This window comes from Carboxylicivirga caseinilyticus (assembly GCF_050589785.1).
In the GTDB taxonomy this organism is placed as follows: Bacteria; Bacteroidota; Bacteroidia; order Bacteroidales; family Marinilabiliaceae; genus Carboxylicivirga; species Carboxylicivirga caseinilyticus.
Genome location: NZ_JBNGOX010000004.1, coordinates 39,351 through 54,464 on the forward strand (window position 1 = coordinate 39,351; position 15,114 = coordinate 54,464).

The 15,114-nt window shown below is 38.1% G+C and carries 13 protein-coding genes; 4 read left to right on the plus strand and 9 right to left on the minus strand.

Annotated elements, in window-relative coordinates; all coding sequences use genetic code 11:
• Nucleotides 1-18: 18 nt before the first annotated feature.
• On the minus strand, nucleotides 19-1,377 hold the full coding sequence (gene lpdA, locus ACRD62_RS02920; RefSeq protein ID WP_430818621.1) for a dihydrolipoyl dehydrogenase: 1,359 nt from the start codon (nucleotides 1,375-1,377) through the stop codon (nucleotides 19-21).
• 10 nt (nucleotides 1,378-1,387) lie between these two features.
• A complete protein-coding gene (locus ACRD62_RS02925; protein ID WP_430818622.1) occupies nucleotides 1,388-2,704 on the minus strand; it encodes a dihydrolipoamide acetyltransferase family protein in 1,317 nt (438 codons plus the stop codon).
• 160 nt (nucleotides 2,705-2,864) lie between these two features.
• On the opposite strand from ACRD62_RS02925, the gene ACRD62_RS02930 reads away from it, so the two are divergent.
• Nucleotides 2,865-3,581, plus strand: a complete 717-nt coding sequence (locus tag ACRD62_RS02930) for a GntR family transcriptional regulator (RefSeq protein WP_321408186.1) — start codon at nucleotides 2,865-2,867, stop codon at nucleotides 3,579-3,581.
• A gap of 318 nt (nucleotides 3,582-3,899) precedes the next feature.
• Here the strand turns inward: ACRD62_RS02930 and ACRD62_RS02935 are convergent, their stop codons facing one another.
• From ACRD62_RS02935 to ACRD62_RS02960, 6 genes are all read right to left on the minus strand, one after another.
• Nucleotides 3,900-5,198, minus strand: coding sequence for a class II aldolase/adducin family protein (locus ACRD62_RS02935; protein WP_430818623.1), 1,299 nt, complete (start codon nucleotides 5,196-5,198; stop codon nucleotides 3,900-3,902).
• Nucleotides 5,199-5,275: 77 nt separating this feature from the next.
• A complete protein-coding gene (locus ACRD62_RS02940) occupies nucleotides 5,276-6,643 on the minus strand; it encodes an FGGY-family carbohydrate kinase (RefSeq protein ID WP_430818624.1) in 1,368 nt (455 codons plus the stop codon).
• A 303-nt stretch (nucleotides 6,644-6,946) separates the two neighbouring features.
• Entirely contained in the window at nucleotides 6,947-8,050 is a 1,104-nt protein-coding gene (locus tag ACRD62_RS02945; RefSeq protein WP_430818625.1) for a class II aldolase/adducin family protein, read from the minus strand.
• A gap of 77 nt (nucleotides 8,051-8,127) precedes the next feature.
• Nucleotides 8,128-9,393, minus strand: a complete 1,266-nt coding sequence (locus tag ACRD62_RS02950; protein WP_430818626.1) for an L-rhamnose isomerase — start codon at nucleotides 9,391-9,393, stop codon at nucleotides 8,128-8,130.
• Between the two features lie 346 nt (nucleotides 9,394-9,739).
• A complete protein-coding gene (gene rhaM / locus ACRD62_RS02955; protein WP_430818627.1) occupies nucleotides 9,740-10,054 on the minus strand; it encodes an L-rhamnose mutarotase in 315 nt (104 codons plus the stop codon).
• A 10-nt stretch (nucleotides 10,055-10,064) separates the two neighbouring features.
• The gene (locus ACRD62_RS02960; protein ID WP_430818628.1) at nucleotides 10,065-11,165 is read right to left on the minus strand and encodes an L-rhamnose/proton symporter RhaT; all 1,101 of its coding nucleotides are present in this window, start codon (nucleotides 11,163-11,165) and stop codon (nucleotides 10,065-10,067) included.
• 142 nt (nucleotides 11,166-11,307) lie between these two features.
• Here ACRD62_RS02960 and ACRD62_RS02965 point away from each other — a divergent pair, with 142 nt between their 5' ends.
• From ACRD62_RS02965 to ACRD62_RS02975, 3 genes are all read left to right on the plus strand, one after another.
• Nucleotides 11,308-12,192 (plus strand): AraC family transcriptional regulator, encoded by an 885-nt coding sequence (locus tag ACRD62_RS02965; protein ID WP_430818629.1) that lies wholly within the window; start codon nucleotides 11,308-11,310, stop codon nucleotides 12,190-12,192.
• A 131-nt stretch (nucleotides 12,193-12,323) separates the two neighbouring features.
• Nucleotides 12,324-12,818 carry a hypothetical protein gene (locus tag ACRD62_RS02970; protein ID WP_430818630.1) on the plus strand — a complete coding sequence of 165 codons (495 nt, stop codon included), beginning with the start codon at nucleotides 12,324-12,326 and terminating at the stop codon, nucleotides 12,816-12,818.
• A gap of 14 nt (nucleotides 12,819-12,832) precedes the next feature.
• Nucleotides 12,833-13,669 (plus strand): class I SAM-dependent methyltransferase, encoded by an 837-nt coding sequence (locus tag ACRD62_RS02975; RefSeq protein WP_430818631.1) that lies wholly within the window; start codon nucleotides 12,833-12,835, stop codon nucleotides 13,667-13,669.
• A gap of 107 nt (nucleotides 13,670-13,776) precedes the next feature.
• Here ACRD62_RS02975 and ACRD62_RS02980 read toward each other — a convergent pair whose 3' ends face one another.
• A complete protein-coding gene (locus ACRD62_RS02980; protein ID WP_430818632.1) occupies nucleotides 13,777-15,111 on the minus strand; it encodes a rhamnogalacturonidase in 1,335 nt (444 codons plus the stop codon).
• Nucleotides 15,112-15,114: the final 3 nt, after the last annotated feature.

Consider the following 15,114-nt stretch of genomic DNA (forward strand, 5'->3'; position numbering starts at 1 on the left):
ATTGTTAATGAATAAAGGTTAATGGGCGAAACTAAAAACGGTTTCTTTAAATATTTCTGATACAGTAGGATGTGGGAACACGACTTGTTCCAACTCCTTGAGGGTCATCTCTGCTTCAATAGCCATACAGGCTCCGTAGATCATTTCACTTGACGGATTGCCCAGCATATGCACGCCTAAAACCTCGCCATATTTTGCTCCTACCAGAACTTTACAAAGTCCGCTACCGCCTTCATTCTCGGCAATAAATCTTCCGGCATATGCCATGGGTAGTTGAGCTACTTTATATTCGATACCTTTTGCTTTGGCTGCTTCTTCTGTCAAACCCACTCCTGCAATTTCAGGATTGGTATAAACAACACCCGGTATGGCATTGTATCGCATCTGATCCTTCCCTCCTGCCAGATTATTCACCACCACTTCACCTTCACGACTGGCAGTATGAGCAAGAAGAGAAAATCCTGTTACATCACCTGCAGCATAAACATTGGGTATGTTGGTTCGCATCTTTTCATCAACCTTGATACCACCACGAAAAAGTTCCACTCCCAGATTCTCCAAACCAAATCCGGTAACCACAGGCTTACGACCGACACTCACCAATATTTTATCGCCTTTTATTTCGGTTGATTTACCATCTTTTTCAAAAGTCACAGTTTGTCCGTCAACCTTGGTTACTTTGGATGATAAATGATATTCAATTCCTTTTTTAGCATACATCTGACGAAGCATGGCGCTCATTTCAACATCCATACCGGTCAAAATCTCATCCAGCATTTCGATAATTGTAACTTTGGTTCCCAGACTATTAAAGAAACTGGCAAACTCCATCCCAATCACACCACCACCAATAATCACCAATGACTCGGGTTGTTCTTTTAAATCCAGTATTTCACGATTCGTAAGAATGGCATCGTTGTTATCCAGACCCGGGATAGGAGGAATAAAAGCTTCGGATCCGGTACAGATCAACAGATTCGAAGCCACTATTTCTCCTTCTTGAATTGAAATTTCTATACCCCGTTGAGTACGTCCCTTTATTAACGCAGATTCCTTTATCACATCTACTTTATGCTGTTTCATCTTCATACCAACGCCGCCAACCAGTTTTTTTACCACTTTCTGTTTGCGGGCCATCATCTTATCAAAACTGAAAGACAAATCGTTGGCTTCCACTCCGTATTTTTCTCCTCCTTTGGCATTATCGTACAGCTTGGCACTGTACAACAAGGTTTTTGTTGGAATACAACCTTCATTCAGACAGACTCCACCCAAATCCTTTTTCTCGAACAGAACCACCTTTAATCCTTTGGCACCTGCTCGTTCAGCTGCCACATATCCTGCAGGACCTCCTCCTATAATTGCTAAATCGTACATGTAATTATTTTTAGAAGTCGATAGTTAAATTTTCAATTTCAATGGCAATTTGTTTCAGGAACCGGGTTGCCAAACCTCCATCAATAGCCTGATGATCGTAGGTAAGACTCAAGCCCATATAAGGCACAAAGCCATAAACACCTCCGCCCAGATCAGCTGGTCGCGGCACAATGGTATTGACACCCAGAATTGCCACCTGCGGCAGATTAATTACCGGAGTAAACATCTCAACTCCATAATTTCCAAGATTAGAAACCGTAAACGATGCTGCCTCTGATGACAATAATTCAGGAGCGACACTACCCTTACGGCAAGCTTCTGCTACTTCTTTAAACTGATTGGATAATCCTGTGATGGACAGATCATCCGCATTTTTGATCACCGGAACCATCAAGCCACGATCGGTATCAACAGCCAGTCCAAGATGAACCTTATTGAAATATTTTACACTATCTCCCAGGAAGTGAGCATTCGCATCAGGAAATTGCTTCAATGCCTTGATTACGGCGAAGCAAACCATATCATTAATAGTAATATTTGGCGCACCTTCTTTTGCTTTTACCTGCTTACGTAATGCCTGCAAGCGACGGGCATCTGCACCTAAATGGTGAGTCAGCTGAGCTGAATTTTGCAAAGAAGCATGCATTGCCTTTGCAATCAGTTTACGAATATTTGGAAGTTTCTTAATTTCGAAATCGCCACTGTAAACAGGATTAGTTGCAGTAAGATCAGCTGCCTTAACAGTTCCATCCAAACCAGTACCAGTTGCAGCAGGCTGAAGTCCTTCCTGTCTGATCACTTCTTTAGCCAAAGGAGTTGTTTTAGGCGTTGAAGCCAGATAAGCTTCCACATCCCTTACAATAATTCGTCCTTCCGGTCCCGAACCTTCCAGGCTTGCATAAGGAACAGCTTTTTCTTCGGCCATTTTTTTTGCCCGGGGTGAAATTTTCACCTTCTCGCCTTCAGCTCTTTCCTTTAAAACAACTTCAGCAACAGGTTCAGCTGCCGCTTCAACAGCTACTTCCTTTACAGCTTCTGTTCTGGGAGCTTCTTCTGCTCCACCGGATTTAAATTCATCAATATTTTCGCCTGCCTGCCCAATAACACCAATATTTTGCAAAACCGGAATTTCATCTCCTTCTTCACAAAATACAGCCAACAGAATACCATCGGCTTCTGCTTCCTGTTCAAATGATGCTTTGTCGGTTTCGTAGGCAAAAAGAATATCACCTGATTTTACTTCGTCGCCCACACTCTTATACCATTGGGTAAAAATGCAGGATTCGACTGATTGCCCCTGGCGAGGCATTATAATTGCGTTAGCCATGATTTAGTTTAGTTTTTTTACAAATCTATTTATCACAACTTGTATATACAAGTTAATATAGCATTTTTATTTAATTCATTGTTTTATTGCTATTTATAACCTTTTACAAGTTACTTGTATATACATTTAAAACAACTTATCTTTACAAAAAATTCACAAGATGACGAATAAGAAAAGTCTGCCTCCATATAAAATTTTATACGAACAATTAAGAAGACACATTACTGATGGTTTATACGAAAAGGGAGATATTCTGCCTTCTGAGAACGAACTATGTACCACACACAATGTAACCCGCCCCACTGTAAGAAAGGCATTGGACAGATTAGTACACGAAGGTTATATTCGAAAAAAACAAGGTAAAGGAAGCATCGTGCAAGGTCAGCCACAGGGCGTTGGCATTCTTTCTCTTTCAGGAACAACATCGGCTATCGGTAAAGAAAATCTGGAAACAAAAATCATTATCAAGCCTTATCTTACCACCTGGGAAGATGCATTTGGATTTCCCTTGTTGAGCTATGAGAAAGAGGTGGGATGCTACCGCATTGAAAGACTTCGAATCATTAATAAACAGCCGGTATTTTACGACATAACAATGGTGCCCAATATTAATCTTCCACGATTTAGCACCAGAAATTTCGAAAACCGTTCATTGTTTGAGATTATGCGAACCAATTATCAAATAGAAGTAATAGGTGGCGAGCAGAAACTAATGGCCATTACAGCCAATGAAGCGATGCAACAGTATTTCAATGTAAAACCCGGCCACCCAATCTTACGTTTAGACAGAAAGATGGAGACCACTAAAGAAGGTTTTTTCTTTTACAGTCAGGTATTTTGCAACACCACTGATTATGGATTGTATGGAACTTTCTAATCCTTTCGAATCGCATCTTTCTATCAATCATATCAATTAAAGATGCAATCCGAACAACATGAAGTTAAAAGTATAAAGGTTAATTGTTGAATCGGGGAGTTGCTGAATTGATTAAAAAAGAAATTAGAGAATAGTAGATAGAACTTTCAAGACAAAAGGTCGTTATTAGTTTTTCCCCAACAAGCACGAATAAAGATAAAAAGTGAAAAAATCCCCGCAATCCATTGACAGCGGGGATTCAAATCTATGCAAGTTATACCGAATCAATAAATAGGTTTACCCCATATTACTCACCTCGGCTTTTTCTTAGTTGCTTCATTAAGATAAAAACTTCTTTCTTAAAGCTTCTACCTGCTCTTCGTTAATTGGCACCAGTTTACCCATCGGAGCCGCCATCACCAGCGATTTAGCGCTAAACTCAGCTACCTCCAAGCGGTCGAATGTTTGTAGCAACTTATCTCCGGTTACGATAAATGAGTCGTTTGCCACTAATACAGCAGGAACATTAGCGCTTAACAACTTAGGAATGGTATCATCACCCTGAAAATGTACACCAAATGGCAAACATGGAACATCCTGTAAGAAGATCCAGCTTTCAGGAATGGTGCGCACATCAAACTTAACTCCGGTTGTACCGTAAGCCATCAGGTTAGGAGGCTGAGTTAAAATAATTGAATTGATATGTGGATTTTCCTGGTAGATTTTTTGATGCAGGAAAGTAGAGCGACTTGGTGTTTTACCCGGTTCTGCTTTACCTCCTTTAATCTGTACAATATCTTCAGGTGAGATATCCCAACGAGCCACATCAGGTGGTGTAATTAAGAAATCATTGTTTTTCCAACGTACCGAAACAGTTCCGTAAGTACTGATCATCAACCCCTGATCACAGGCACGACGAACAATATCACAAATATGCTGTCTTATCTCTCTTTCTTCCGGTGGATAGGTTACATCTGTATTGCGAGGCACATTATGTGGCACCTGCTTTTCAAACTCGTTAATCTGGTCATCAGTCAGAAACTTAGGTTCACCAATAGCTTTTGCATTGATAATTGTACGGCAGCAAAATTCTAAAGTCTCAAATCGTGCATAAGCATCCAACATATCGCTTCCTCCCAATACAGTTCCATGATTCTCCATGATAACGGCCATGCTCTCGCCTTTCTTAAACTCAGCAGCAATCAAGTCACCCAACTCATCACTACCCGGCAATCCATAAGGTGCATATCCAATAGGACCGCAAATATTTTTTGCCTGAGGAATGATGTTGGTGTTCGGAATTTGGCGTACGATACTAAACGAAACCAACGCTGGTGGATGCGCATGAATCACCGCCTTGATATCAGGGCGACAATCATAAATAGCCTTATGAAACGGAAACTCTGATGATGGCTTATGAGGTCCAACAATGGTTCCATCACGCTTCACGCAGATAATATCCTTCTCGGTTAAAGTCCCTTTATCGATGGCCGATGGTGTTACCCAAATATCACCGTTTTCATCACAAATGGAAATGTTTCCACCCGAAGTAGTCGTCATTCCACTTTTGTAGATACGACTAATAATCTTAACAATCTGCACCTTTGGGTGCATCAACTTTGTGTCAATTTGTTTCATTATCCTTAAATCAAAAAATCCTTTTTTTAATCTTTATCAACTATTCTATGAATCTAAGTTAAGAGTATTAACTCTTTTTATCCAAATGCTTTCCACTCTTTTAAACCTAAATCAACAGAAGGTTTTTCTTTTGAATCCAACTGATCGTAAACCAATAAAGCAGCTCCCAACGCACTGGCATTATCCACTTCCGATGTAAACACTTTACAATGAGGATATAGATTAGCCATTAGCCTTATAAACATCTCATTACGAGCAAATCCTCCGGAGATATAAATTGTTTTAACATCCTCACTCATTACAAGATCTAGCGACTCAGCATTTAACAATGTTAAATCGTACATTAATCGGTGATAGGCCTCATCAAATGATGCAAATTGAGACAAATCCACAGAAAGATCAATATAATCAATCGTCATTTCATCCTTAAAAAACAGTCTTCCTGTATCTTCTGAAAGATATTGACTCATTAATGCCGAATCAGCTTTAACCTTTTTGTATTGATTGCTTTCAACCTTGAAAAATTCTGTCAATCGCTGCGTATTCACATCATGAATATGCCCCATAAACAGACGGGACGACTTGACCGGTTTTTGCTCACTACTGATGTAGCATAAGCAGTCGCGTTTCAGTTGATCGGCTGTCAATGGACTATAATTAAATGGATTCATATTGATACACCAGGTACCTGTTGAAACCAATACAAATTTTTCATCACTTCCTTTGAAATATGGCACCAGCGAAGATGAACTATCATGCACTCCAATTCCGGTTTGGATAGCAACACCATCCAATTTACTATCGAAGCACAATTGGTTCGAAACTGGTTCTGGAAGCTGAATTCCGGCATCACTTAACCATTGATGATAGCCTCCCATATCAAAATTCCACATAAAGGTATGACAACCAATGGAAGTACTTTCTGAAGTAATCTTCCCTGTCAGCAGATACGATAAATACTGTGGAAAATGCAAGATATCCTTCACTTTGGAGAACAACTCAGGTTGCTCTTTTTGCAACCACAATATTTGAATACCTGAATTGAGCATTACTCCCAAAGCAGGACTGGCTGTCTGACGACAAAACTCAGCTTCTCCCCCATATTTATTGTATAAATCCTGATGAATGCTTTCATCAATTGGCTTCAGATAGTTATAAATGGGGGTAAGACGTTTTCCTTGTTCATCCAAAAAAGCCAGACTGGCTCCATATGTTGAGAAGTTAACCGCCTTAACATCATACTCATTTTCATCAACCAGTTGCCTGAGGGTTGATTTCATCCAGTTCTCAATTAAATCAATATCATCGCATTCAAATCCATCTTCATCAACAATGGTTGGCATTTTTTGCTCTTTCTGAAAAACCATTTGAAGCTTTTCATCAAAGAGTAATATTTTTTTATTTGTCTTACCTATATCAAAAACAGCAATAACAGGTACACTCATTCTTTTTTTATTTAATGAATCTTCGTTTTTATACTGTGACAAGCTTTTTCCTAATTTTCACCGCTCAAGCCGCGAAGGCTTTTGGCTTCGCCGATTTTCAATTCATTTCTTGTCTTGATACAAGAAACGAAACAAAGAAAATCAAGGCTGCATTAAAAGATAATTGCTTCTTATTCGCAGAGCTTAAGTGCGGCCGGGTGATCTTCGAACAAGTTCTCAGCTTCCCGGTCTTTCTAAAGCTCTTCTTCATCGATTCAATCATCTTTAATGAGGCCAACCTGAATAACTTTACTCAATCCTATTTTATTTTTTAGCCATCTTTCGACGGTAATTTTCAACTTCCCAATTATCAATAAATGCGATTTGCTCTTCCGTCATTGATTTGGGACCACCAAAGCTTGCTGCATAAAAACCAATCTTCAGCATATCAGTAAAAACCTCCAACACCGTTGCAATTGCTTTTTCGCTCTCTTCGGCAATTACAATCCCTTTACCTTTAATGGCAATTACCTTAGGTGTATATCCTTTTTGAGCAATAAACTCTTTTAACTGAACAGCATCCTTCTCTGCATCTAAAAACGGATAGTAAGCTTTAGCATAAACTATATTGTCGGGAGTATAAGCAGCTGCTACCTCCTCAAAAGCTTTTTCATCAGTAATAAAATAATGAATCAAATCACTGTTGTATGCTTTTAATTTCAACTGATCGTCCTTATCAATAGCAACCTTAATACTATTCATATCAATGTCGGTTAATTCCGAAGCTGCACTATCCGGCAATTCGCTCTGAAGCTGAGCTTTCAGTACTGCAAATACTTCATCATAAATCTCTCTTACCTCCTGTGTGGTATTGGCAGCCACAAAAATTCCATGATTTTCGAGGAAGATAACCTTGGGAGATACACCTTTATCTGCTTTATATGTATTGATTCGGTCGTACACTTTCTTGAAAAGCACATAACCCGGATCAGTATACTCGATAAACAAAGCATCGCCAAATAACTCACTGCACATTGATTTTGCATTCTTCGAACACATCAAAGCATTTACCAATGTTGGATGTGTATGAATCACATAAGCATAATCGATTACTTCGTGCATTGATGTTTCCACACTGGGACGTTTATCTGCAGGATAAAGTATCGCAGCATGCAGATCATTTTTAACTTCTTCTTCTCGCTTTGAGCTATCATCGCTATACGATTTTTCAGCAATGGTCTTCAGCTTACTTCGCGAAAGACATACAAAACCGTCTTCTTCGATCACTGCAAGTGATGTTCCACTTGCCTTGATCCATAATTTTTCTTCGTCCTTAAAAGAGGTATTACCACCCCCGGCAATCACATACAGCGGATTTTTTCCGTAGTGTTGCGAAATTTCAATTAAATCATTCAGACTTGGATTCATAATTACTGATTTAAGGGAAAGCATTCCGGAAACACAATATGTCACCCGGAATGCTCAAATATTCAGAACAAAGTCAATTATCTTTTGCTTAACACATCTTTTTCGTACTGCTGGATTTCTGCAATATAAGCTTCACTCACAGGCACACCTTCTTTCAAACAGTAATAATCCCATACTGCACCAAATGGCTTGGTCTTTAATTCTTCCAATAAAGCCAGACGTTCGAAGTTTTTACCTTCTTCTTCGTACTCCTTAAGTGTTTCGGTTGGCTCCAGCAAAGCAATCATAAAGGCTTTTTGAGCGGCACGTGTACCTGTTACATAGGCACCAATACGGTTGATTGATGCATCGAAGAAATCAAGACCAATATTTACACGATCCAGGTAATTGCTACGGATAATTTCAGAAGCAATCAGCTGTACATCTTCATTCAAGGTAACAACATGATCTGAATCCCAACGTATTGGACGAGTAACATGTAACAACACCTCATCAACAAACTGAAGACAAGCTGAAATTTTATCACCAACCTGTTCTGTTGGATGGAAATGTCCGTTATCCAAACAAATCAACTTATTGTTTTTAATAGCATAACCTAAATAAAAATCATGCGAACCAACAGTCATACTTTCAGCTCCGATACCAAACAGCTTACTTTCCACAGCATCCTTCATTTGACTTTTTGGATAATCGGTTGCCATGGCCTCGTCAAGTGATTTTTTTAATTGTACGCGATGTCCATTGCGGTCAACAGGAGTATCTTTTGCTCCATCAGGAATCCAGGTATTGTGCACACATGGTGTACCTAATTGTTTTCCAATCTCAGCCGAAATCTCGCGACAACGCTTTAGATGTTCCACCCAGAATGAACGTATTTCCTCATTTTTTGATGACAGCGTAAAGCCTGAATCTGCCATTGGATGAGAAAAACAAGACGCATTGAAATCCATACCAATACCCTGCTTTTTACACCAGTCAATCCAGCTTTGATAGTGTTTAATTTCAATCTGATCACGATCTACTTTCTCTCCCTGAAAATCACCGTAGATCGCATGTAAATTAAGGCGCTGCTTACCCGGAAGTAACGACAACACTTTCTCCAAATCAGCTCTCATCTGCTCCATGGTATGGGCTTTACCCGGATAATTACCAGTCGTCTGAATGCCCCCTCCTGAAAGTTCAGCATCAGGAGTTTCAAAGCCTCCAACATCATCAGTTTGCCAGCAATGCAAACTAATAACTACCTCTTTCATTTTTTCGATAGCTTTGTCGGTATCAATTCCCAATGCAGCATATTGTTCTTTTGCTACTTCGTAAGCTCTTTCTATGATTTCGTTAGCCATTTTATTATTCTTTTGATTGTTGTTACTTTTTTATTATTTCTATCTATCATAGCACTCACGTACTATGCTAATACAAACGTCCCTCCGGGACTTGATTTTCAGCTTCTTTATTCCCATAGCACTTACGTACTATGCTGTTACAATCGTCCCTCCGGGACTCTTATATTCATTTTCTACGAAACATTGCATTTAGAATGCTATTCAAATACAATCTTCCCTGCGGGACTACCAGAACTTTATATAAGGAACGGTTCTTTATTTACATTTCTTTAATAGAGAACCGTTCCTTATGCGAGCTTCGAACTTCTGCCTCCAATCATCCGTCCGATAACTTTTAACTTGTTTTTTACTCCATATAAAACACTTCTTCCAAAGGCACAGAAACCGGTGAATTATCTGGATTTACAACCATTATATCGGCCATAAATTTCCACCACTTCTTAACAATTTCTGTTTTACCCAGATCCTGTGAACCTCCATCTCCACTTACTTTCTGAAAAGCAAACAAAGTATTGGTTTCTTCATCCAGAAAGATGGAATATTCAGACACACCCGCATCTTTCAATAGCCTCTTCAACTCAGGCCATATCTCATTATGGCGCTTTATATATTCCTGTTTTTGCCCCTCGTTGAGGTGCATCTTAAATGCTAATCTAGTCATGACAAAAGGTTTAATTTACAAAATCACTTTTGGCAATACCCATAATGATTACGGATAAGAGAATTAAACCAATTCCAAGAAAAATTGTGGTTCTTGTTTTACTGGAAACACCAGCCCATTCTTTTCGGTAGAAACCCCAAAAGTTAGCCGTAAGTATAATAGTAGACATATGTAAAATCCAGGAGCTGGCACCATTTCCAATTTTGGTTTCTCCCATTCCATAGAAAAAGAATTGTAAAAACCAGGTAGTACCGGCCAAGGCACAGAACAAGTAATTTTTAAGAAGTGGAGATTTGGTATCAACAAAATCCTTACCTGTTTTATTTTTGATAATAAGAGCCAAACTCCAAATCAGGTTAGTTGTTAAACCTCCCCAAAGTATCACCAGAAAAATGATGTTATTCTCGAACAGATATACTCCATCAGTCACAAAAGAAAAGTTATTATCTACCGCGATAGTTCGAACAGCTTCCCCCATTTCCTTTCCGGCATCAATGCCAAAACTAAAGAAAGCACTAAGCACACCTGAAATGACAGCGATAATTAAACCTTTCGTAAGTTTAAACTCACTATTCACACCTTCTTTGACATCTGCCAGTTCTTTATCTTTCATTAATCCGGCCTTTCCACTTAAGACGATTCCAATCATCATAACCAGAATACCAAACAGAATTATCCTACCACTTGTACTACCCAACATATCGATAAAAGAATCTCCGGCAGGTAATACTTCACCTAAGTTGCCAACATTTCGTAAAATTGGTAAACCCAACGATCCAACCAACGATGTAATTCCGAGTAAAACTGAATTTCCAAGTGACATACCCAGGTAACGAATTCCCAAACCGTAAGTAAGTCCTCCTACTCCCCACAGAACACCTAAGATATAAGTAAGACGAACGATTGAAGAATCTGTACTACCAATGATATCATTCCAACCAGGTGTGGTTAATAAAACGGCAATGAAGGGCATTATCAACCATGAAAACAATCCGCCTACAATCCAGTAAACTTCCCAGTTCCATTTTTTAACCAGATTATAAGGCATGTACCAACTTCCGGAAGCGGCACCTCCCAGAGAGTGAAAAATAATTCCTAAAATAACTTGCATAATAGTATAACTAATTTGATTTAAGGGAAAAATGAATAATTTTATTCAATAAATTTAGTTGCTTATAGAACCAAAAGTAAACTTCATAATCAAATTAATCAATACACTTTTTGGCACTTGATTTGCACTTTTTGGACCAATTATGAAAGATTTTTTCAAATACCTTACAGCTGGAGCGGAAGACAAAGCCTGGGGCCTTTATTTAAATGTTGCCGGACAATCGAAAATAAAACCCGGTGTTAACTATCCTCCCGTTGAACATCCTAGCGGATATTACTTTACATGGGAAAACGGTCGTATTCTAAACGAGTATCAGATTAATTACATAACAGAAGGAAGAGGAACTCTTGAAAATAATCGTGGAAAGTTTACTGTAAAACCTGGTTCTTTAATGATAATCCGAAAAGGTGAATGGCATCGCTATCGTCCGGCCAGAAATTCGGGCTGGCAAGAACATTATATTGGATTTGATGGCACACTGGCAAAACATTTCCTCCACGACAACCATGTTTTACAAGAACAGTCAGTAATTGAATGTGGAGATCATGAAGATATCATTGATACTTATTACAGGATTTTTGAATTAGCCCAAAACGAGGCCCCTGGAAACCAACATATTGCTTCAGGTTTCATAATAAAGCTTTTAGGATATATTGCTGCACAACAGAAACATCGCAATTTTGCAGGAACCCAAATTGAGAGAGTAATACAGGATGCCCGTTTTCATATGCGCCGCAACATAGAAGGAGAGGTAGATTTGGAGAAACTGGCACACGATAATTGCATTGGATATTCCTATTTCCGAAAAATGTTCAAAAAGTACACTGGTATCTCCCCTCATCAATATTATCTCGATCTGAAACTAATGCGTGCGAAAGAATTAATCCTCACATCCGACAAGAGCATTAAAGAAATCAGCTATCATTTGGGTTTTCAATCCATCCATTATTTCAGTAGACTCTTCAAGAAGAAAGTTGGTCAGAATCCATCTGAGTTGAGAAATGTGATTAAAAGTAAATTTAATTGATTATCAACAACTACCACATGAATATAAATATTTCACAACGATAACCATTGAAAGAGAAAACCAATATCAGTTAAAAGGGTATCGATAAGAAAGAAGATATTTCTATCTTTAATCAACTTAATCTGTAATCTATGACGACTCTTTATAACTGGAGGAAAGGCACTTTCTCATCAACCTATGAAATTTATACGAGCAACCAACTCATTGGCAACTTAAAAGATAACTCCTTTAAGCGTATGGCCTATGGGATTATTGACAATCGTAATATCCATTTTCAAACCACAGGTTTCTGGAAGCAACAAACCATTATCATTGATGCTGATAACAATACTATAATTGGGAATATCTCTTACGGAACGTGGATGACAAAGGCAACCATTAGTTTATCAGATAAAACTTACCTCTGGCAGTACGACAATATTTGGAATACTAAATGGTCGATGTTAGGCCCAGATGGAACCATCATACGAAATTCGGGAAGAACAAACAGCGGGATAATTGAATCTAACAGTAATAATGACATGCTAATGCTATGTGGTCTATTTATTACTAATTACCTGCTTCAGATAACCGTTGCAACTAGTATTGCTGCAATGTTGCCACTTTGGGTAACAGTTTTTAATTAGCAAAGCCTTATTAAATGACAAATTATTTAAAAACCAACTGGAACTTTGATTCAGACGAGTTGATTGATGTATTTGATGAAGTACCTGTTTGGTCTGCTCCATTTGGATTAAAACTGCTTGACAGAATCAAATATAAAAAAGGAATAAAAGCTTTAGACATTGGATTCGGAAGTGGATTTCCGCTTACTGAACTGGCAATGAGACTGGGTAATTCATCTAACGTATTTGGTATTGATCCATGGGAAGCTGCCATCAGAAGAACGAAGAAAAAGTTATCGGTTTATGGGATAAGTAATGTTGAATTAATAAATGGAACTATTGAGAACAACCCTTTTTCTGATCAATCATTTGACTTAATAGTCAGTAATAATGGATTAAATAATGTTTCTGACCTCGACAAAGCCATAACTGAATGTGCAAGAATTTGTAAAACAGGTGCACAGTTTATACAGACCGTTAATCTCAATGAAACGATGATAGAATTTTATTCTGCTTTGGAGATTATTCTGCAACAATTCCAACTGCAAGAATCTATTGAATTAATGCAGCAGCACATTTATAAAAAACGAAAACCTGTGGCTGAATATCTTGAGATGATTCATTCAAAAGAATTTAAAGTTATTTCAACTGTTTATGATCAATTTGAATATCATTTTACAGATGCAACTTCAATGTTTAATCATTTCTTTATTCGTTTAGCTTTTATCGACTCCTGGAAAGAACTAATTCCTGTTCATATGCAAAAAACAGTATTTAAAGCTGTTGAAGAACTATTAAACGAAAAAGCAGAAAAAGAAGGCACCTTAAAACTTAGTGTTCCTTTTGTGGTTATCGATTCTCGTAAAATATAATCAAACAAACCAGAGACGAAGTAGTTTCAAATTATGAACTCATTCAGTTACGAAATCAGCTTTTGTTTACAATGCCTCTGAATTTATTATTTAAGAATACATTATAATTACTCTATTTTCTTACCATTTACCACAACATTCGAGAAGGTAACATTATCGATAAGTTCTTTATTGTAATCATCATTCACTGCTGTAATGGTCAGATTTTCAAATGTAAAATTCGACAACTTATCGTACTCTGTTGTATTTATATCGAAGAATATTTCGCAATCCAACTCGATGTCTCTCATTGTTATATGATCAGAGTATGAAAGTGGTACATCTTCTCTGCCTTTCAAATCAAAGAACTGACGCCAAGGCTTTACAAATATCATACTGTGCACCTGGCCTTTAATGTTTTCAACCGTAATATATTCATATTTCTGTGGAGTATCAGGACGCATTTTTAACCACAACAAGCGAGTAGCTTCAGAGACTTTACAGTTACGCATCACAATGTTTTTATTATGGATGGATTCGCTGCCACAGGTCAATGTTGAATGACAAAAACCAAACTCACAATCTTCTATGATAATATTGGTATTTTCTCCATTGGTCGAATCTCTATCTGCCCATGGACCTTTACCACCTTTCAAAGCAATGGCATCATCATTCACCGACATATAACACCTTTTGATTAAAACATTTGAACATACATCCAGATCAATCGCATCGGTACTTGGGGCTTTAACCGGTTGATGCGGTGAGAAAATATGCAGATCTAATATTTTAACATAGTTACACTGATAATAATGACTCGACCAGAAACCTGCATTAATCAGCTTTACATCCTGCACCTGAACACTGTCACAATCCTGAATGAATACCAAACGAGGTCGTGAAACTTCCAGATTTGTACATTTTGGGTTTTCTTTTCTTCGATCCCAGAATGCCTCCCAATATTTTAATCCATTACCATTGATGGTTCCTTTTCCGGAGATGGTGAATCCATCAACACCGTAAGCATTAACCAGGGCAGCAAAATAATCTATACTCTGTCCTTCCATACGGGACTTCATAAACGGATAGTTTTCAATTTCATCAGAACCTTTGAGTGTTGCTCCATCAGCCAGATGCAAATGAGTAAGAGGTTTAAAAAACAAGGCTCCACTTAAAAAAGTACCATTCGGTATCACTATCACTCCACCACCATTTGCTGACGCTTCATCAATTGTTTTCTGTATTATTTCGGTTTGCAAGACAGTGCTGTCATTGACTGCTCCAAAATCAACAATGTTATACTGCTTCCCCAGATCTTCAAGTTTTATTTTCGAATTATCCGAAAACCATGCTGAAACTTTGGTTCCGTCAGGAAACAAATCCTCTGTTTGCTTTTTTTCAATCTTACATGCAGTAAATGTAAATACCCCTGCCAATAATATTCCTAAATAAATCCCTCTCATTGT

Excerpts from the sequence above, each read along its gene's own strand:
- lpdA (WP_430818621.1), bottom strand. The coding sequence starts at position 1,377 with ATGTACGATTTAGCAATTATAGGAGGAGGTCCTGCAGGATATGTGGCA.
- ACRD62_RS02925 (WP_430818622.1), bottom strand. The coding sequence starts at position 2,704 with ATGGCTAACGCAATTATAATGCCTCGCCAGGGGCAATCAGTCGAATCC.
- ACRD62_RS02930 (WP_321408186.1), top strand. The coding sequence starts at position 2,865 with ATGACGAATAAGAAAAGTCTGCCTCCATATAAAATTTTATACGAACAA.
- ACRD62_RS02935 (WP_430818623.1), bottom strand. The coding sequence starts at position 5,198 with ATGAAACAAATTGACACAAAGTTGATGCACCCAAAGGTGCAGATTGTT.
- ACRD62_RS02940 (WP_430818624.1), bottom strand. The coding sequence starts at position 6,643 with ATGAGTGTACCTGTTATTGCTGTTTTTGATATAGGTAAGACAAATAAA.
- ACRD62_RS02945 (WP_430818625.1), bottom strand. The coding sequence starts at position 8,050 with ATGAATCCAAGTCTGAATGATTTAATTGAAATTTCGCAACACTACGGA.
- ACRD62_RS02950 (WP_430818626.1), bottom strand. The coding sequence starts at position 9,393 with ATGGCTAACGAAATCATAGAAAGAGCTTACGAAGTAGCAAAAGAACAA.
- rhaM (WP_430818627.1), bottom strand. The coding sequence starts at position 10,054 with ATGACTAGATTAGCATTTAAGATGCACCTCAACGAGGGGCAAAAACAG.
- ACRD62_RS02960 (WP_430818628.1), bottom strand. The coding sequence starts at position 11,165 with ATGCAAGTTATTTTAGGAATTATTTTTCACTCTCTGGGAGGTGCCGCT.
- ACRD62_RS02965 (WP_430818629.1), top strand. The coding sequence starts at position 11,308 with ATGAAAGATTTTTTCAAATACCTTACAGCTGGAGCGGAAGACAAAGCC.
- ACRD62_RS02970 (WP_430818630.1), top strand. The coding sequence starts at position 12,324 with ATGACGACTCTTTATAACTGGAGGAAAGGCACTTTCTCATCAACCTAT.
- ACRD62_RS02975 (WP_430818631.1), top strand. The coding sequence starts at position 12,833 with ATGACAAATTATTTAAAAACCAACTGGAACTTTGATTCAGACGAGTTG.
- ACRD62_RS02980 (WP_430818632.1), bottom strand. The coding sequence starts at position 15,111 with ATGAGAGGGATTTATTTAGGAATATTATTGGCAGGGGTATTTACATTT.